Source organism: Mycobacterium sp. 852002-51613_SCH5001154 (genome assembly GCF_001667425.1).
Classification (GTDB): Bacteria; Actinomycetota; Actinomycetes; order Mycobacteriales; family Mycobacteriaceae; genus Mycobacterium.
The window spans coordinates 257,859-275,823 of sequence record NZ_LZII01000006.1; the positions used below are offsets into that span (position 1 = coordinate 257,859).

Annotated in this window: 14 protein-coding genes and 2 tRNA genes; 12 read left to right on the forward strand and 4 right to left on the reverse strand. The window is 66.7% G+C overall.

The window, feature by feature from the left end; translation table 11 throughout:
• Positions 1 to 64: 64 nt before the first annotated feature.
• The gene (gene pepN, locus A5750_RS03085) at positions 65 to 2,641 is read right to left on the reverse strand and encodes an aminopeptidase N (protein WP_066958386.1); all 2,577 of its coding nucleotides are present in this window, start codon (positions 2,639 to 2,641) and stop codon (positions 65 to 67) included.
• A 105-nt stretch (positions 2,642 to 2,746) separates the two neighbouring features.
• Here pepN and A5750_RS03090 point away from each other — a divergent pair, with 105 nt between their 5' ends.
• The 3 genes from A5750_RS03090 to A5750_RS03100 are packed head-to-tail and all read left to right on the forward strand — an operon-like array spanning position 2,747 to position 4,693.
• Positions 2,747 to 3,370 (forward strand): DsbA family protein, encoded by a 624-nt coding sequence (locus tag A5750_RS03090; RefSeq protein WP_067261124.1) that lies wholly within the window; start codon positions 2,747 to 2,749, stop codon positions 3,368 to 3,370.
• Between the two features lie 27 nt (positions 3,371 to 3,397).
• On the forward strand, positions 3,398 to 3,877 hold the full coding sequence (locus A5750_RS03095) for a ribose-5-phosphate isomerase (RefSeq protein ID WP_066958382.1): 480 nt from the start codon (positions 3,398 to 3,400) through the stop codon (positions 3,875 to 3,877).
• A gap of 6 nt (positions 3,878 to 3,883) precedes the next feature.
• Complete coding sequence (locus A5750_RS03100; protein ID WP_067261127.1) at positions 3,884 to 4,693, forward strand: Fpg/Nei family DNA glycosylase; 810 nt, start codon at positions 3,884 to 3,886, stop codon at positions 4,691 to 4,693.
• 21 nt (positions 4,694 to 4,714) lie between these two features.
• Here the strand turns inward: A5750_RS03100 and A5750_RS03105 are convergent, their stop codons facing one another.
• Positions 4,715 to 5,893: a serine hydrolase domain-containing protein gene (locus tag A5750_RS03105; protein WP_066958378.1), complete on the reverse strand. Its 1,179-nt coding sequence runs from the start codon at positions 5,891 to 5,893 to the stop codon at positions 4,715 to 4,717.
• Between the two features lie 32 nt (positions 5,894 to 5,925).
• Positions 5,926 to 5,996 (reverse strand) — tRNA-Gly (locus A5750_RS03110).
• Between the two features lie 148 nt (positions 5,997 to 6,144).
• On the opposite strand from A5750_RS03110, the gene A5750_RS03115 reads away from it, so the two are divergent.
• The 4 genes from A5750_RS03115 (at position 6,145) to clpP2 (ending at position 9,049) form a co-directional block, all read left to right on the forward strand.
• A tRNA-Pro gene (locus A5750_RS03115) sits at positions 6,145 to 6,221 on the forward strand.
• A 66-nt stretch (positions 6,222 to 6,287) separates the two neighbouring features.
• A complete protein-coding gene (tig, locus tag A5750_RS03120; protein WP_067261129.1) occupies positions 6,288 to 7,691 on the forward strand; it encodes a trigger factor in 1,404 nt (467 codons plus the stop codon).
• 126 nt (positions 7,692 to 7,817) lie between these two features.
• Entirely contained in the window at positions 7,818 to 8,408 is a 591-nt protein-coding gene (gene clpP1 / locus A5750_RS03125) for an ATP-dependent CLP protease proteolytic subunit ClpP1 (RefSeq protein WP_066958374.1), read from the forward strand.
• Positions 8,405 to 9,049, forward strand: coding sequence for an ATP-dependent CLP protease proteolytic subunit ClpP2 (gene clpP2 / locus A5750_RS03130; RefSeq protein ID WP_066958371.1), 645 nt, complete (start codon positions 8,405 to 8,407; stop codon positions 9,047 to 9,049). The genes clpP1 and clpP2 overlap by 4 nt, the downstream gene beginning before the upstream one ends.
• A 9-nt stretch (positions 9,050 to 9,058) precedes the next feature.
• Here clpP2 and mmuM read toward each other — a convergent pair whose 3' ends face one another.
• Positions 9,059 to 9,934, reverse strand: a complete 876-nt coding sequence (gene mmuM / locus A5750_RS03135; RefSeq protein ID WP_369817343.1) for a homocysteine S-methyltransferase — start codon at positions 9,932 to 9,934, stop codon at positions 9,059 to 9,061.
• A 321-nt stretch (positions 9,935 to 10,255) separates the two neighbouring features.
• On the opposite strand from mmuM, the gene clpX reads away from it, so the two are divergent.
• The 5 genes from clpX to mobA all read left to right on the forward strand — a co-directional run bounded on the left by clpX (position 10,256) and on the right by mobA (position 16,740).
• Positions 10,256 to 11,536, forward strand: a complete 1,281-nt coding sequence (gene clpX / locus A5750_RS03140) for an ATP-dependent Clp protease ATP-binding subunit ClpX (protein ID WP_066958367.1) — start codon at positions 10,256 to 10,258, stop codon at positions 11,534 to 11,536.
• 46 nt (positions 11,537 to 11,582) lie between these two features.
• Positions 11,583 to 12,833, forward strand: coding sequence for an MFS transporter (locus A5750_RS03145; RefSeq protein ID WP_156659801.1), 1,251 nt, complete (start codon positions 11,583 to 11,585; stop codon positions 12,831 to 12,833).
• A 238-nt stretch (positions 12,834 to 13,071) separates the two neighbouring features.
• Positions 13,072 to 15,045, forward strand: a complete 1,974-nt coding sequence (locus A5750_RS03150) for a 2-oxoacid:acceptor oxidoreductase subunit alpha (protein ID WP_156659799.1) — start codon at positions 13,072 to 13,074, stop codon at positions 15,043 to 15,045.
• Positions 15,042 to 16,133, forward strand: coding sequence for a 2-oxoacid:ferredoxin oxidoreductase subunit beta (locus A5750_RS03155; RefSeq protein WP_067261131.1), 1,092 nt, complete (start codon positions 15,042 to 15,044; stop codon positions 16,131 to 16,133). Before A5750_RS03150 ends, A5750_RS03155 begins: the two co-directional genes overlap by 4 nt.
• A 58-nt stretch (positions 16,134 to 16,191) precedes the next feature.
• On the forward strand, positions 16,192 to 16,740 hold the full coding sequence (mobA, locus tag A5750_RS03160; RefSeq protein WP_231989115.1) for a molybdenum cofactor guanylyltransferase: 549 nt from the start codon (positions 16,192 to 16,194) through the stop codon (positions 16,738 to 16,740).
• Positions 16,741 to 17,965 lie beyond the last annotated feature (1,225 nt).

Here is a 17,965-nt window from a genome sequence, read left to right on the forward strand (position 1 = left end):
ACCGTCGGTTTAGTGGCGATCGCGAGCGCGGCGGTGCCGGGCGCTGCGGGTCGCCACCGTCGGTTTAGTCGGCCGCGTCGAACCTGCGGGCCCGCAAGGACCGCTTCACCCCGGCCTGGCCCTCGAGCACCAGCCGCCGCAACGCCGGCGGCACTTCGGGGGCGGACAGGAACTTGTCGGCGGCCGCGATCCCGGCCTCACTGATGTTCCAGTGCGGGTACAGGCCGATCACCACCGTTTGCGCGACTTCGCTGGAACGCCGCGCCCACACGCCGGGTATCGCCTCGAAATAGCGGTCGGTGAACGGCGTGAGCAAGTCATGCTGTCCGGCCGGGGCGAAGCCCGCGATGATGCTGCGAGCGGTGATGTTTGCCAGGGTGTCGTCCTCGATCACCGTGGTCCAGGCGTCCTCCTTGACGCGCGGCTGCGGCCGCGCCGTCGCCGCCTGGGCGCCGTGCCGCTTGCCCGCGGCGGTCGGATCGCGCTGTACCTCCGCGTCGATGAAAGGCGTGGCGGGCCCGTCCGCGTCGATTTCGCCGGCGCTTGCGAGCGCGGTCACGATGCGCCACCGCAGGTCGGTGTCGATCTCCAGGCCGGCCAGCCCCAACTCGGCCGGGTCGTGGTCGAACAAGTCCGCCAGGACGACGACGTGCCGGGTCGACAGCACCGACGAACAAAGGGTGTTGACGAAGGCGAGCTGGTGATCGGATCCGGGGTCGGCGGCGCGCGCCAGCTCTAGCAGCCGATCGGCGAACTGCGGCCACCCATGCTCGCGCGCCCAGCCCGGCTCGGCGTAGGAGCCCAGCGCCGTCTGCGCTTGCAGCAGCAACCGCTGCGCCACCCCGACCTCGGTCTCGGCGTGCACACCGTCCGAGACCAGCGCCACGAAGTCGCGGGCGCGTAGTTCGGCCTCGCGCGTCATCTCCCACGCCGCCGACCACACCAGGGAGCGCGGGAGTGGCTCGGCGATGTCGGCGATCCGCTGCAGCGCCGTCTGCAGTGACCCGGCGTCCAGCCGCAGTGAGCAATACGTCAGATCGTCATCGTTGACGAGCACCAGCTGACCGCGCGAAACACCAATCAGGGCAGGCACTTCCGTGACAGGGCCCTCGACGTCGAGTTCTTCGCGCCGGACCCGCACCAGCTTGCCGGCGCCGTCATCGTCGTAAATCCCGATCGCCAGCCGGTGCACGCGGGTTTCACCTGCACCCGGGGCGGCGCCACTCTGTGTCACGGCGAACCGGGTGAACCGGCCGTCCGGGTCGATGTCGAAATCCGGCCGCAGCGTGTTCAAACCGGTGGTCTTCAACCACTGCTGGCCCCAGTCGGACAGGTCCCGGCCCGACGCCTTCTCCAGCGCGGCGACAAGGTCGTTGAAGGTCGCGTTGCCGAACGCGTGGTTGCGGAAGTAGTCGCGCAGCCCGGCCAGGAAGTGCTCCAGCCCGACGTAGGCGACCAGCTGCTTGAGGACGGAGGCGCCCTTGGCGTAGGTGATGCCGTCGAAGTTCACCTCGACCGCGGCCAGGTCGGGGATGTCCGCGGCGATCGGGTGCGTGGACGGCAGCTGGTCCTGACGGTACGCCCACGACTTCTCGACCGTCGCGAAAGTCGTCCAGGCCTCGGTGAATTCGGTGGCCTCCGCCTGGCACAGCACCGAGGCGAACGTCGCGAACGACTCGTTGAGCCACAGGTCGTCCCACCAGGTCATGGTGACGAGGTCGCCGAACCACATGTGCGCCATCTCGTGCAGCACGGTTTCGGCGCGCCGCTCGTAGGAGGCCCGGGTGACCTTGCTGCGAAAGACGTAGTCCTCCAGAAAGGTCACCGCGCCCGCGTTTTCCATTGCGCCGGCGTTGAATTCGGGCACGAACAGCTGGTCGTATTTTCCGAACGCGTAGGGCAGCCCAAAGTTCTTGTGGTAGAAGCCGAATCCCTGCTTGGTCTGGGTGAACAGCCGCTCGGCGTCCATGTGGCGCGCCAACGATTCCCGGCAGAAGATGCCCAGCGGGATCTCGCCGTGTTCGTCGGTGTAGCTGTCCTTCCACTCGGCGTACGGCCCGGCGATGAGGGCCACCAGATAGGTGCTCATCCGCGGGGTGGTGGCGAAGGCGTGCACGCCGTCTTCGATGGACACCGTCGCGCCGTTGGAGACCACTTTCCAGTGTTTGGGCGCCGTCACCCGCAGGTCGAACGTCGCCTTGAGGTCGGGCTGGTCGAAACAGGCGAACATGCGCTTGGCGTCGGCGGTTTCGAATTGCGAGTACAGGTACGTCTCGTTGTCGACCGGGTCGACGAAGCGGTGCAGTCCCTCGCCGGTGTTGGAGTAGCGGCAGTCCGCGTCGACCACGAGGACGTTGCGTTTCTCGAGACCGCGCAGCGCGATGCCCGTCGATTCGTCGTAAACCGACACATCCAGATCGTGGCCGTTGAGGCTGGCGCCGCGCACCGTCTCGGCGGCGAGGTCGATGTACGAGTCGGCGCCGGGAAGCGCGTCGAACACCACCGTGGTGGTGGACCGGAACGTCCGCTCGCCGGGTGCGCCGGAGCCATCGGTGACATCGAGGTCGATCCGGTAGCTGTCGACGGTGATCAGGGAGGCGCGTTCGACGGCCTGGTCCCGGGTGAGATTAGGAAGGGCCACGCGTCCAACTTACGTGCCCGGCCCGCAGCTCGGTCGGTGCGGGAACAGGGGCGCGGCGCCTACGGTTGTGCTGAACGGTGTACCGACCGACGAGAGGACTGCGCTATGGCTGAGAAGGCCGCCGAGAAAGACCAAGCCGATTTCTGGTTCGACCCGCTGTGCCCGTGGTGCTGGATCACTTCGCGTTGGATCCTCGAGGTGGAGAAGGTCCGCGACATCGACGTGCACTTTCACGTCATGAGCCTGGCGATCCTCAACGAGAACCGCGAAGGCCTGCCCGACAAATATCGCGAAATGATGAAGCACGCCTGGGGTCCGGTGCGCGTGGCGATCGCCGCCGAGCAGGCCCACGGCGAAGGCGTGCTCGACCCGCTGTACACCGCGATGGGCACCCGGATTCACAACGAGGACAACAAGGACCTCGAGGAAGTCATCAAGTTGTCACTGGCCGACGCCGGCCTGCCCGCGGAACTCGCCGAGGCCGCGCACAGCGAGGCGTACGACGACGCGCTGCGCAAGAGTCACCACGCCGGCATGGACGCCGTCGGCGACGACGTAGGCACGCCGACCATTCACGTCAACGGGGTGGCGTTCTTCGGGCCCGTGCTCTCGAAGATCCCTCGCGGCGAGGAGGCCGGCAAGCTATGGGACGCGTCGGTGACCTTCGCGTCCTACCCGCACTTCTTCGAGCTCAAGCGGACTCGCACCGAGAAGCCCGAATTCGACTGATGAGCGGCCCGTGTAAGGATTGCGGGCATGCGCGTCTACCTCGGCTCTGACCACGCCGGATTCGAGCTCAAGCAGCAGATCATCGAGCACCTCAAAGCGTCCGGACACGAGCCGATCGATTGCGGCGCCTTCACCTATGACGCCGAGGACGACTACCCGGCGTTCTGCATCGCGGCCGCGACGCGCACGGTGGCCGACCCCGGCAGCCTGGGCATCGTGCTGGGCGGTTCGGGCAACGGCGAACAGATCGCGGCCAACAAGGTGCCGGGAGCCCGTTGCGCGCTCGGGTGGAGCGTCGAGACGGCGACCCTGGCCCGCGAGCACAACAACGCCCAGTTGATCGGGATCGGCGGTCGCATGCACACCGTCCCCGAGGCGTTGGCCATCGTGGACGCCTTCCTGCGTGCGCCATGGTCCAAAGCCGAACGCCACCAACGGCGGATCGACATCCTCGCCGAGTACGAGCGCACTCACCAGGCGCCCCCGGTGCCCGGCGCGCAGGGCTGAGACGCCATGCCCGAAGGGCATACCCTGCACCGGCTGGCCCGGCTGCATCAGCGCCGCTTCGGTGGGGCGCCCGTTGCGGTGTCGAGCCCGCAGGGCCGCTTCGTCGATTCGGCCTTGGTGGACGGCCGCGTGTTGCGCCGCACCAGCGTCTGGGGCAAACACCTGTTCCACCACTACGAGCCCCTTCAAGGCGGACCGATCGTGCACGTGCACCTCGGCCTCTACGGTGCCTTCACCGAATGGCCACGCGTGGACGCGGTCCTTCCCGAACCGGTCGGGCAGGTGCGGATGCGGATGGTCGGCGCCGACTACGGCACCGACTTGCGGGGCCCCACGGTCTGCGAGGTGATCGACGAGGGCCAGGTTTCCGACGTGCTGGCCAGGCTCGGTCCCGATCCGCTGCGTAACGACGCGGATCCGTCCTGGGCTTGGAACCGAATCACAAAGTCCCGCAGACCCATTGGCGCACTACTGATGGATCAGACCATCGTCGCCGGCGTGGGCAACGTCTACCGCAACGAACTGCTCTACCGCCACCGCATCGACCCGTTCCGCGCCGGCCGGGATATCGGCGAGGCGGAGTTCGACGCGGCGTGGACCGATTTGGTGGCGCTGATGAAGGTCGGCTTGCGCCGCGGCAAAATCATCGTGGTGCGGCCCGAGCACGACCACGGAGCCCCGTCTTACCGGGCCGGGCGGCCCCGGACATACGTCTACCGGCGCGCCGGCGAGGCCTGCCGGGTCTGCGGAGATTCGATCCGCACGGCCGTGTTGGAGGGCCGAAACGTGTTCTGGTGCCCCAGCTGTCAGAAATGACAAGCCGCGTTTGCGCTGAACCTAGGTGACGCCCAGCGCGGCGTAGACCTCGTTGCTCAGGGCGAGGCTGCGCGGGTCCGCGTTGGCCTTGGTGGCGTCGAAACGGTTCATCACGTACGCGTAGCCGATCCGGTGTTCCAGATCGACGAACCCGAAGGAGCCGCCGAGGCCACCGTGGCCGAAGATCCGCGGGTTGGGCCCGTTGACGCACCGCTGGTTGAGCATGTAGCCCAAACCCCAGCCGTGATCGGCGACCCGTGGCCCGAGCACCAAGTCGGTCTCCTGGCCGCCCTGGCACTCCCGCACCAGGTCCATGTGCTCGCGGCTGAGCACCTTCTCCTGGGCGAGCGCGTTGTAGAACGTCGCCAATCCCAGGGCCGACACCTGACCGTTCGTGCCGGGGAACTCGAGTTCGCGCCACAGCTGCAGGTCGTGGGAGCCCAGCTCGTCGTCGGGGGCGAAGCCCATGGAGATTGACAGCCCCGCCTTGGGGTGCTCGGCCAGGCTGGCCGGGTAGCCGGGCGCCTGCGCGTCGGCCAGCAGGTCGCGGGCGTGTGGTTTGTTGACCCGCTCGGCGCAGCGGCGTTGTTCGGCGAGGGACAGCCCGATGTGGACGTCGGCGCCGAACGGTTCGGCGATCTCGGTGCGCAGGTACTGGCCGATCGTCCGGCCCGTGACCCGGCGGAACACCTCACCGAGGATGAAGCCGAAGGTGGTCATGTGGTAGCCCTGGGCGGTGCCCGGCGCCCAGTAAGGTTCTGCGGCGGCCAGCTGCGCGCAGACGAAATCCCAGTCGGCGACGTCTTCCCAGCGCAGCCGGGTTCGGGGGCCTATCACGCCGGACCGGTGACTCATCACCATCGCCAGCGTGATGTCTTGTTTGCCCGCCTGCGCGAACTCGGGCCAGTAATGGGCGACCGGGGCCTGCAGATCCAGCTCGCCGCGGTCGGCCAGCTGGTGGACACAGGTGGCCGACAGGCCTTTGGTGCCGGACAACACCGTGGTCAGGGTGTTCTGCTGCCAGGCCCGGGTACGGGCGGCGTCGGCATAGCCGCCCCAGAGATTGACGACGAGGGACCCGTCCACCCACGCAGCGACGGCCGCGCCAACTTCATCGCCCAGCGCGAAGTTGCGCTCGAACGCGTCGCGCACTCCGACGAAGTCCGACGCGCATGAGCCATGGATTTTGACGTCGCTCATGGCGCCTCTCTATGGAGCAGATCCTTACCCCGAGCGGGCGACGGGAATCGAACCCGCGTAGCTAGTTTGGAAGACTAGGGCTCTACCATTGAGCTACGCCCGCATGTGCTAGTCGAGCGTGACTGTAGCTGTCGACGAAGATCAAATCTAATCGACGCGGTCTTGTGATCGCTCCGTGAGGGTCCGCGAGGTCGCCGCGAAGCCCGTGGCTAACCCGGACGTGAGGGGCCTTAGGATCATCGAGGTCAGCGCGGGGTGTAGCGCAGCTTGGTAGCGCATCCGCTTTGGGAGCGGAAGGCCGCAGGTTCAAATCCTGTCACCCCGACCAGCACGACCCCGTGCCGCATGCACACGGCCCACCGAACGCCAGGAACGACCACCGAGGAGCACCCCCGTGAAGAGCACCGTCGAGCAGCTGAGCCCCACCCGGGTCCGCATCAACGTGGAGGTGCCGTTCTCCGAACTCGAGCCCGATTTCCAGCGCGCCTACCGGGAGCTGGCCAAGCAGGTGCGGCTTCCCGGCTTCCGGCCCGGCAAGGCGCCGGCGAAGTTGCTGGAGGCCCGGTTCGGCCGGGAGGCCCTCCTCGACCAGGTCGTCAACGAGGCGCTGCCCGCCCGGTACGGGCAGGCGGTCGTCGATTCGGAGGTGCAGCCCCTCGGCCAGCCCGAGATCGAGGTCACCAAGAAGGAGTACGGCGAGGAGCTGGCGTTCACCGCCGAGGTCGACGTCCGCCCCAAGATCGAGCTGCCGAACCTCGGCGCGCTGAAGATCTCGGTGGACCCGATCGACGTCAGCGACGAAGACGTCGACGCCGAATTGCAGTCACTGCGCACCCGGTTCGGCACCCTGACCGGCGTCGACCGTCCGGTGGCCACCGGTGACTTCGTCTCCATCGATCTGTCCGCCACCATCAACGGCGAAGAGGTGCCGGGGGCCGCCGCGGAGGGCCTGTCCCACGAGGTCGGGTCGGGCCGGCTCATCGCCGGCCTCGACGACGCCCTGGTCGGACTGTCCGTCGATGAGTCCCGGGAGTTCACCGCCCAGCTGGCGGCCGGCGAGCACGCCGGGCAGGACGCGCAGGTGACGGTCACGGTCAAGTCGATCAAGCAACGCGAACTCCCCGAGCCCGATGACGAGTTCGCCCAACTGGCCAGCGAGTTCGACACCATCGAGGAGCTCCGGTCGAGCCTGCGCGACCAGGTTGGGCGGGTCAAGCGCGCCCAGCAGGCCGACCAGATTCGTAATGCAGCGCTGGACACGCTGCTCGAACAGGTCGATGTGCCGCTGCCGGAAGCGATCGTCAAGGCGCAGGTCGACAGCTCGCTCCACGACGCGCTACACAGCCTCGACCACGACGAAGCCAAGCTCGAAGAGGCGCTCGCCGGGCAGGGAAAGACCCGCGAAGAATTCGAGACCGAGACGCGCACCGCCGCGGAGACGGACGTCAAGAAGCAGCTGCTGCTGGATGCGCTGGCCGACGAGCTGGAGGTCCAGGTCGGCCAGGACGACTTGACCGAACGACTGGTCGCGACTTCGCGGCAATACGGCATCGAGCCGCAGCAGCTGTTGGGCTACCTGCAGGAGAACAACCAGCTGCCGGCCATGTTCGCCGACGTGCGGCGCGGGCTGACCATCGCCGAGGTGGTGCGGGCGGCGACGGTCACCGACACCGATGGCAACGCGATCGACACCAGCGAGTTCTTCGGCAAGCGTTCGGACGAGGCCGAGCTGACAAGCGAGGCCGAGGAAGCCGAAGACGCCGACGAAGCTGAGGCCCCCGGCGACGAAACGGAGTGACCGGTTTGACGCTGTGAGCGAAAGCGCCCAATTGAGGGGGAGCGTGACCGCGAAACAGTGGGCTCGGTTGGTTAGTGTCGGTGCATAGAAGAACTCGAGAAAGCAGGTAAACCAGTCGTGTCTGACATGCGTTCGCCCTCGCAAGGGCTCAACCTCACGGACTCGGTCTATGAGCGCTTGCTCTCCGAGCGCATCATCTTCCTGGGTTCGGAAGTGAACGACGAGGTCGCCAACCGGCTGTGCGCGCAGATCCTGCTGCTCGCCGCAGAGGATGCCGACAAGGACATCTCGCTGTACATCAACTCCCCGGGCGGATCGATCAGCGCCGGCATGGCCATCTACGACACCATGGTGCTGGCGCCCTGCGACATCGCCACCTACGCGATGGGCATGGCGGCCTCGATGGGCGAGTTCCTGCTCGCGGCCGGCACGAAGGGCAAGCGCTACGCGCTGCCGCACGCGCGCATCCTGATGCACCAGCCGCTCGGCGGGGTGACGGGCAGCGCGGCCGACATCGCCATCCAGGCCGAGCAGTTCCACGTCATCAAGAAGGAGATGTTCCGGCTGAACGCGGAATTCACCGGGCAGTCGATCGAACGCATCGAGGCCGATTCCGATCGTGACCGCTGGTTCACCGCCCCGGAAGCACTGGAATACGGGTTCGTCGACCACATCATCACGCGCGCCGCCCACATCACCAACGGAGAAGCCCAGTGAGTACCCATAACCCTCAGATCCAGCCGCAGGCGCGCTACATCCTGCCGTCGTTCATCGAGCACTCCAGCTTCGGCGTCAAGGAGTCGAATCCCTACAACAAGCTGTTCGAAGAGCGCATCATCTTCCTCGGCGTCCAGGTGGACGACGCTTCGGCGAACGACATCATGGCGCAGCTACTGGTGTTGGAGTCGCTGGACCCCGACCGCGACATCACCATGTACATCAACTCGCCCGGCGGCGGATTCACCTCGCTGATGGCGATTTACGACACCATGCAGTACGTGCGCGCCGACATTCAGACGGTGTGCCTGGGCCAGGCCGCCTCTGCCGCGGCGGTGTTGCTCGCCGCGGGCACTCCCGGCAAGCGGATGGCGCTGCCCAACGCGCGGGTGCTGATCCACCAGCCGTCGCTTCAGGGTGTGATCCAGGGCCAGTTCTCCGATCTAGAGATCCAGGCCGCCGAGATCGAGCGGATGCGCACGCTGATGGAGACCACGCTGGCCCGCCACACCGGCAGGGACGCCGCGACGGTCCGCAAGGACACCGACCGGGACAAGATCCTTACCGCCGAAGAGGCGAAGGACTACGGAATCATCGACACCGTCCTGGAGTACCGGAAGCTCTCCGCGCAGAACGCGTAGGTCTGTAGGTCACGCCGGGCGCAAGGCGGCCGCGACGTCGGCGATGTCCGCCGGCCCGACCCGGCAGCAGCCACCGACGAGGCGTGCCCCCGCCGCCACCCACTGCGTGGCCAGCCGCGCCGAAAATGAACGCCGCCCCGCCCAGCCCCGGCCGTCCCAACGCTCGCCGCTGTTGGGGTAGACGATCACGGGCTTGCCGGCTGCCGCGGCGATCTCGATCGCCGGCAGCACGTCCTCGGGTGCGCAGCAATTGACGCCGATCGCGACGATCTCGCGCACCCCGGCGGCGACGGCGAACGCCTCGGCCAGCGGTTGCCCGGCCCGGGTTCCGGTGCCGTCGATGGTGTAGCTGAGCCAGGCCGGCGCGCCGACCGAACCGACCAGATCGACCAGCGCCTCGGCCTCGTCGATGTCGGGCACGGTCTCGCACGCCAGCACGTCGGCGCCGGCGTCGGCCAGGATCTCCAGCCGGGGTCGGTGCCATCGCCGCAAAGCCGCGACGGACAGGCCGTAGCGTCCGCGATATTCCGATCCGTCGGCCAGTGCGGCGCCGTACGGGCCGACCGAGGCGGCGACGAGCCCGCCCGCGCCCGCGTGGTCACGCGCGGTCTTCGCAAGTTCGACGCTGCGACGTAGTAGCCCGGCGGCCTCCGCTCGGTCGATCCCGCGGGAAGCGAAGCCCTCGAACGACGCCTGGTAGCTCGCCGTCGTCGCGATCGCGGCACCGGCGCGATAAAACGCGGCGTGAACGGAGACGATTTCGTGCGGGTCGTCCGCCAGTAGCCTGGCCGACCACAACGGGTCGGAGAGGTCATGCCCGCGCGCTTCCAGCTCGGTCGCCAGGCCGCCATCGTTGATCAGGACCGACCCGCTGTTCAGAGCCAATTCCACCCGGCCACTGTAGGGTGATTTCTTGGGGATCTGCCCATGCTCTACCCGGGTCGGCATCTCCAGCGGAAGTGGAAATCGGTCGCCGCACCAGCCTCGGTTGGGTAACGACCGCGACACGCCAAAGACACGCAAAGCGCGCCTTTCGCGAGTGACGGGCGCCGTGTGGCTATATGTTTCATCCAGACGGACAGCATGAATACCACCGACGCGATTCGGCCTTAACGGTCGCGTCGGGCCCGATCTAGCGGGTAGCGTCGGGGCATACATGCGGCACAGCAAGACGAACGGCGAAAAGGAAGTAGGCACCTAAGCACCATGGCGCGCATCGGAGACGGCGGTGACCTGCTGAAGTGCTCGTTCTGCGGGAAGAGCCAGAAACAGGTCAAGAAGCTCATTGCTGGCCCCGGTGTGTACATCTGCGACGAGTGCATCGACCTCTGCAACGAGATCATCGAAGAGGAGCTGGCCGACGCCGACGACGTCAAACTTGACGAACTCCCCAAGCCGGTTGAGATCCGGGAATTCTTGGAGGGCTACGTCATCGGGCAGGACACCGCCAAGCGGACGCTGGCCGTCGCCGTCTACAACCACTACAAGCGCATCCAAGCCGGGGAGAAGGGCCGCGACTCCCGGCACGAGCCGGTTGAGCTGACCAAGTCCAACATCCTGATGCTCGGTCCCACCGGCTGCGGCAAGACCTACCTCGCCCAGACGCTCGCCAAGATGCTCAACGTCCCGTTCGCCATCGCCGACGCCACCGCGCTGACCGAAGCCGGTTACGTCGGTGAGGACGTCGAGAACATTCTGCTCAAACTCATTCAGGCCGCCGACTACGACGTCAAGCGCGCCGAGACCGGAATCATCTACATCGACGAGGTCGACAAGATCGCCCGCAAGAGCGAGAACCCGTCGATCACCCGCGACGTCTCCGGCGAGGGCGTTCAGCAGGCCCTGCTGAAGATCCTGGAGGGCACGCAGGCGTCGGTTCCCCCGCAGGGCGGCCGCAAGCACCCGCACCAAGAGTTCATCCAGATCGACACCACCAACGTGCTGTTCATCGTCGCGGGGGCGTTCGCCGGCCTGGAGAAGATCATCTACGAGCGCGTCGGCAAGCGGGGCCTGGGCTTCGGCGCCGAGGTCCGCTCGAAGGCCGAAATCGACACCACCGACCACTTCTCCGACGTCATGCCCGAGGACCTGATCAAGTTCGGCCTGATCCCCGAGTTCATCGGCCGGCTGCCGGTGGTCGCCTCGGTGACCAACCTGGACCGGGAGTCGTTGGTCAAGATCCTGTCCGAGCCGAAGAACGCTCTGGTCAAGCAATACACCCGGCTGTTCGAGATGGACGGCGTCGAGCTCGAATTCACCGATGACGCGCTGGAGGCGATCGCCGACCAGGCGATCCACCGCGGCACGGGCGCCCGCGGTCTGCGCGCCATCATGGAAGAGGTCCTGCTGCCGGTGATGTACGACATCCCGAGCCGCGACGACGTCGCCAAGGTCGTAGTGACCAAGGAGACCGTGCAGGACAACGTGCTGCCGACGATCGTGCCGCGCAAGCCGTCGCGCACCGAGCGTCGCGACAAGAGCGCCTAACACTCCCCGGCGGTCGAGCCGCCGCGCATTTGGGTACTAGATGCGCATGCCGGCCGCCGCTGCCACCGCCAGCCCCGTACCGCGCCGGCTGACGGGCGCGCTCGACCTGGTGAACTTCCTGCTGGCCGATGTGCGCGACGGGCTGGGCCCCTACCTGTCGATCTACTTGCTGCTGGCCCACCATTGGGATCAGGCGTCGATCGGGTTCGTCATGGCGGTCGGGGGGATCGGGGCGATCGTTGCGCAGGCGCCGGCCGGCGCGTTGGTGGATCGGAGCACGGCCAAACGGGCGCTGATCATCGTCGGGGCGTTGACCATCACGGTCGGTTCGTTGGCGATGCCGTTGTTTCCCGGCTTCTACTCGATCTCGGTATTGCAGGCCCTCACTGGCATCGCCGGCTCGGTCTTCGCCCCGGCGCTGGCCGCGATCACCTTGGGCGTCGTGGGTCCCCGTTACTTTTCCCGGCGGATCGGGCGCAACGAGTCGTTCAACCACGCGGGCAACGCGTCGGCCGCCGCCATTACCGGCGGGCTGGCCTACTTCTTCGGCCCGGTGGTGGTGTTCTGGGTGCTTGCCGTCATGGCGGCCGCCAGTGTGCTTGCGACGCTGCGGATTCCGGGCGATGCGATCGACCATGACGTCGCCCGGGGCATGGATCACGTGCGGGGAGGGCCGCACGAGACGCCGTCGCGGATGGCGGCGCTGCTGCACAACCGCAGGCTGATGATCTTCGCCGCGACGGTCATTGCGTTCCACTTCGCCAATGCGGCAATGCTGCCGCTGGTCGGCCAGCTGCTGGCGCTGCACAACAAGGACGTCGGGACCGCCCTGATGGCCGGTTGCATCGTCGCCGCGCAGGTGGTCATGGTGCCGGTGGCTTACTTCGCCGGAACCAAGGCCGATTCGTGGGGACGAAAGCCGATCTTCCTGGTTGGCTTCGCGGTCTTGGCCGCCCGCGGATTTCTCTACACCCTGTCCGGTAACCCGTACTGGTTGGTCGGCGTCCAGCTGCTTGACGGCATCGGGGCCGGCGTGTTCGGCGCGCTGTTTCCCCTCGTGGTCCAAGACGTGACGCACGGCACCGGCCGGTTCAATGTCAGCCTCGGCGCCGTGACGGCCGCGACGGGGATAGGCGCCTCGGTTTCCAACCTCGTTGCGGGCTGGATCGTGGTGGCCGCCGGCTACGACGCCGCCTTCGCTTCCCTGGGAGCGCTCGCGGGCGTGGGCTTCTTCCTGTACCTGATCGCGATGCCCGAAACGGCGCCCAGAGAATTGGCCGCCGTCGCGGAAGAGTGACCAATACCACACTTTTGAAGTGTCGGCGCCACCGTCCCCCGGCTGACATCGGTTTTAGGTGAAAACCGCTGCGTGTAATGGTTTAGAGACGGCCATTCTCGTCTTAGAGTCTCTTAAAGAAGTGCCATAATTGGTACCACCAGTGACACACAGCGCGAGGGCGCGGGACTCGCTTGAACAGCGCGTAACGTAAAGCTTCAGCAGCGAAGTGCCTATCCGACGAATGGAAGGCGGATACGTGGATCCGAACGGCAGCGGAGCCGGATCTGATTCTCACAACGGCTCGAACGGGTCGCCTTCCGGTGGCGGGTCCGACCGCCAGCGCCTGGAGCAAGTCGTCATTCGCTTCGCCGGGGACTCCGGCGACGGCATGCAGCTGACCGGTGACCGGTTCACCTCGGAGGCAGCGCTTTTCGGCAACGACCTGGCGACCCAGCCGAACTACCCCGCGGAGATCCGCGCCCCCGCAGGCACCCTGCCCGGGGTCTCGTCCTTTCAGATCCAAATCGCCGACTACGACATCCTGACCGCCGGTGACCGCCCAGACGTGCTCGTCGCGATGAACCCGGCGGCGCTCAAGGCCAACCTGGGCGACCTGCCGCGCGGCGGCATGGTGATCGCCAACTCCGACGAGTTCACCAAGCGCAACCTGACCAAGGTGGGCTACGTAACGAACCCCCTCGAGTCCGACGAGTTGTCCGACTACGTCGTGCATTCCGTCGCGATGACCACGCTGACGCTGGGCGCGGTTGAGGCGATCGGCGCGTCGAAGAAAGACGGCCAGCGCGCGAAGAACATGTTCGCGCTGGGTCTGCTGTCGTGGATGTACGGCCGGCCGATCGAGACCAGCGAGAAGTTCATCCGGGAGAAGTTCGCCCGCAAGCCCGACATCGCGGAGGCCAATGTCTTGGCGCTCAAGGCGGGCTGGAACTACGGCGAAACGACCGAGGCGTTCGGCACCACCTACGAGGTTTCGCGGGCGACGTTGCCCTCTGGCGAATACCGGCAGATCTCCGGCAACACCGCGATGTCCTACGGCATCGTCGCGGCGGGTCAGCTGGCCAACATTCCGGTGGTGCTCGGCAGTTATCCGATCACGCCGGCGTCGGACATCCTGCACGAGCTGTCCAAGCACAAGAACTTCAACGTCATCACCTTCCAGGCCGAGGACGAGATCGGCGGCATCTGCGCCGCAATCGGCGCCTCGTACGGCGGTGCTCTGGGCGTCACGAGCACGTCGGGCCCGGGGATCTCGCTCAAGTCGGAAGCGTTGGGTCTCGCGGTGATGACCGAATTGCCCTTGCTGGTCATCGACGTTCAGCGCGGCGGCCCCTCGACCGGCCTGCCGACCAAGACCGAGCAGGCCGACCTGCTGCAGGCGCTGTACGGCCGCAACGGGGAGTCGCCGGTTGCCGTGCTGGCGCCACGCTCGCCGTCCGACTGCTTCGAAACCGCGCTCGAGGCGGTACGCATCGCGGTCTCCTACCACACCCCGGTGATCGTGTTGTCCGACGGCGCAATCGCCAACGGCTCGGAGCCGTGGCGCATTCCGGACGTCAGCACGCTGCAGCCGATCAAGCACACGTTCGCCAAGCCGGACGAGCCGTTCCAGCCGTACAACCGCGATCCGGAGACGCTCGCGCGCCAATTCGCCGTGCCGGGCACCCCCGGCCTCGAGCATCGGATCGGTGGCCTGGAGGCGGCTAACGGCTCGGGCGCCATCTCCTACGAGCCGGTCAACCACGACCTCATGGTTCGCTTGCGCCAGGCCAAGATCGACGGCATATCGGTTCCCGACCTCGAGGTTGACGACCCGACCGGAGACGCCGAGCTGCTGCTGATCGGCTGGGGCAGCTCGTACGGCCCGATCGGTGAAGCCTGCCGGCGTGCGCGGCGCAAGGGCGTCAAGGTCGCGCACGCCCACCTGCGCTACCTGAACCCGTTCCCGGCGAACCTGGGCGATGTGTTGCGGCGTTACCCGATGGTGGTGTGCCCGGAGATGAACCTGGGCCAGCTCGCCCTGTTGCTCCGCGGCAAGTATCTGGTCGACGTGCAATCGGTTAGCAAGGTCCAGGGTGTCGCATTCCTCGCCGACGAGATCGGGCGTGTCATCCGCGCTGCGGAGGGCGGCACGCTGGCAGAAATCGAGCAAGACAAGACGATGGTCGCCAGAATGGCGGCAGCAACGGTTGGAGCGGGAGCTATCGAATGACCGACCTGGTGGGAAATCTGGCGGGCACGGACCTAGGGCTGACCCCTAGGTTGAAGAAGAACGACGGTGTGCCCACCACGGATCAGCCGCAGAAGGGCAAGGACTTCACCAGTGACCAAGAGGTCCGTTGGTGCCCCGGGTGTGGGGACTACGTCATCCTCAACACCATCCGCAACTTCCTGCCCGAGCTCGGGCTGCGTCGCGAGAACATCGTGTTCATCAGCGGCATTGGTTGCTCGAGCCGGTTCCCGTATTACTTGGAAACCTACGGATTTCACTCCATCCACGGGCGCGCGCCGGCCATCGCGACCGGTCTGGCGCTGGCCCGCGAGGACCTCTCGGTGTGGGTGGTCACCGGTGACGGCGACGCGTTGTCGATCGGCGGCAACCACCTGATCCACGCGCTGCGCCGCAACGTCAACATCACGATCTTGTTGTTCAACAACCGGATCTACGGGCTGACCAAGGGCCAGTACTCGCCGACGTCGGAGGTCGGCAAGATCACCAAGTCCACCCCGATGGGATCGCTGGACCACCCGTTCAATCCGGTGTCGTTGGCGCTGGGTGCCGAGGCGACGTTCGTCGGCCGCGCCCTCGACTCCGACCGCAACGGACTGTCCGAGGTGTTGCGCGCCGCCGCCGAGCAGCGCGGCGCCGCGGTGGTCGAAATCCTGCAGGACTGCCCGATTTTCAACGACGGCTCCTTCGACGTGCTGCGCAAGGAGGGCGCCGAGGAACGGGTGATCAACATCCGCCACGGCGACCCCATCACCTTCGGCGCCGACGGCGAGTACTGCGTGGTCAAGTCCGGCTTCGGCCTCGAATTCGCCAAGACCGCCGACGTGTCCGTCGACGAGATCATGGTGCACGACGCGCACACCGACGACTCGGCCTACGCCTTCGCGCTGTCGCGGCTCTCCGATCAGAACCTCGATCACACCGTGCTCGGAATCTTCCGGGATGTCAGCCGCCCCACTTACGACGACGCGGCGCGCTCGCAGGTGCAGGCCGCCCGCGCCGCGAAGCCGTTCGACGACGCCGCCCTGCAGTCGCTGCTGCGTGGGCGCGACACCTGGACCGTCGACTGACGTGGGCGAAACGAGTTCACTCGCCGGCGTAGTGCTCGCCGGCGGCGCATCGCAACGGATGGGGCGAGACAAAGCGAGCCTGCCCGTCCCCGGGTCCGCGGGCTCCGATGCAACCACGATGGTCGAACACGTCGTCGGCATCCTCCAACAGCGTTGCGACCCAGTCCTTGTCATGGCCGCCCAAGGGCAGCCGTTGCCCGAACTGCACGCTCGGGTCATGCGCGACGAACTGCGCGGCCTGGGCCCGTTGCCGGCGACGGGGCGGGGATTGCGCGCGGCCGCCGATGCCGGCGCCCGCCTCGCCTTCGTCTGCGCCGTCGACATGCCGTTCCTGGCCGTCGAACTCATCGACGACCTCGCCCGCCGGGCGCTGGAGACGGGTGCGGAAGTGGTGCTGCCCTGGGACGGCCAGGACCACTACCTTGCCGCGGTGTACCGGACGGACCTGGCCGACCGGGTCGACGCGTTGGTGGCCGCCGGCCAGCGCAAAATGCGCGCCCTGGTGGACTCATCGGATGCCCAGCGCGTCGTGACGTCGGAATCGCGGTGGCTGACCAACGTCAACACCGACGCGGAGCTCCGCGCCCTCGCACAGCCCCGCAGCTGACGGCAATCCCGCGCCACCAGCGCGGCGAAATCGCGTCGGATAAATTCTGCGTAAATTCGGGCACTGCCGACGCCCGAGAATGCGCAAGCCTATTCGACATAAGACGAGTGCTGTTCTCGCTTCGATTTCGGGCTAAGCGACTCGCCGTCGGGGAATAGGCAATCCGGCGGCGCACCGTGATCTGTTGGCGCACCACGAGTTTCAGGCCAATTGCCCGCCGCTTTATAAGGACGCCGTGTCCATGCGCCCGGCGTCGACCGAAATCACAGATCTCGTGAGCAAATCGGCAAGGCCGAATCGGACGGTCTGACGGAGGCGTCCGGCGGAGCAGTCGCCCTCCACGGCCGTGGCCTCGATCGCGGGCAGATAATTGTCGAAAAGCATTATGCAGGAACAAATTTCAGCACATTACCGCCTCCGGCGCGGGGACGGCTACGGGTGTCAACGCCCGCTATTTGAACGATGCAAGTTAGCCAGCAGCGCAACACAATTCGTTCCCGTGGTCAGGCGTGGCGCGTGACGGGGCAACGTAACTTGTTGTAGGCTACGCCGCTTCGCGACAGCGGACCTGGGTCCGTTGGACCCGAAACGGCCCAAACGTGGTAGCGCAAATACGTGCGCCAGTTCACAAAATGGGCGTGATTCGGCTCACGATTTGAAACGCCGCGCGATTGTTGGGTACTTCTCGAAATCACGCAGCTGACCTGCCGAAATGGCGACGGTATTGCGCCGTGATCACCCCGTTACCGAAACGAGATGGCCGTCTTCCCAAGATGACGAACGCGGCTCGTTCTCGTACGGTCCCTGTTAGCCCGCAACGGGTTACGGAACAGTAACTGAAAACAGAATCACGGACCCGCGTGTGAGCGGGGCTGCGGACGGCGAAGGCCAGTCCGCGGCCGGCGGGTAGCAGTCCGCCGGGCGATTCGAGCCCACCGCTGTCGTGCCGGAACAAGCCGGCACGTTCCGAAGCAGGTTTCCGCATCAACCAGAAACCGTCAGCCCACCCCCGTGGGCTTGCTTTGGCGCGCGCGCACCGCGAAAGGAAAGATATTGAAGAACGTCCGTAAGACGCTCGTTCTTGCCGCGGTCACGGGCACCCTCGTGACCATCCCGTCGGCCACCGCGACTGCGGAGCCGATGGGTTTCGACCCCAACATGGCGCCCGCCCCGGCGCCGGACGCGCCGCCCCCCCCGGCTCCCGACGCCCCGCTGGCTCCGGACG

Bases quoted from the DNA above. Each gene is read 5' to 3' on its own strand.
- clpX (WP_066958367.1), top strand. From the start codon at position 10,256: ATGGCGCGCATCGGAGACGGCGGTGACCTGCTGAAGTGCTCGTTCTGC.
- A5750_RS03155 (WP_067261131.1), top strand. From the start codon at position 15,042: ATGACCGACCTGGTGGGAAATCTGGCGGGCACGGACCTAGGGCTGACC.
- A5750_RS03145 (WP_156659801.1), top strand. From the start codon at position 11,583: ATGCCGGCCGCCGCTGCCACCGCCAGCCCCGTACCGCGCCGGCTGACG.
- A5750_RS03100 (WP_067261127.1), top strand. From the start codon at position 3,884: ATGCCCGAAGGGCATACCCTGCACCGGCTGGCCCGGCTGCATCAGCGC.
- A5750_RS03090 (WP_067261124.1), top strand. From the start codon at position 2,747: ATGGCTGAGAAGGCCGCCGAGAAAGACCAAGCCGATTTCTGGTTCGAC.
- A5750_RS03095 (WP_066958382.1), top strand. From the start codon at position 3,398: ATGCGCGTCTACCTCGGCTCTGACCACGCCGGATTCGAGCTCAAGCAG.
- clpP1 (WP_066958374.1), top strand. From the start codon at position 7,818: ATGCGTTCGCCCTCGCAAGGGCTCAACCTCACGGACTCGGTCTATGAG.
- mobA (WP_231989115.1), top strand. From the start codon at position 16,192: ATGGGGCGAGACAAAGCGAGCCTGCCCGTCCCCGGGTCCGCGGGCTCC.
- A5750_RS03105 (WP_066958378.1), bottom strand. From the start codon at position 5,893: ATGAGCGACGTCAAAATCCATGGCTCATGCGCGTCGGACTTCGTCGGA.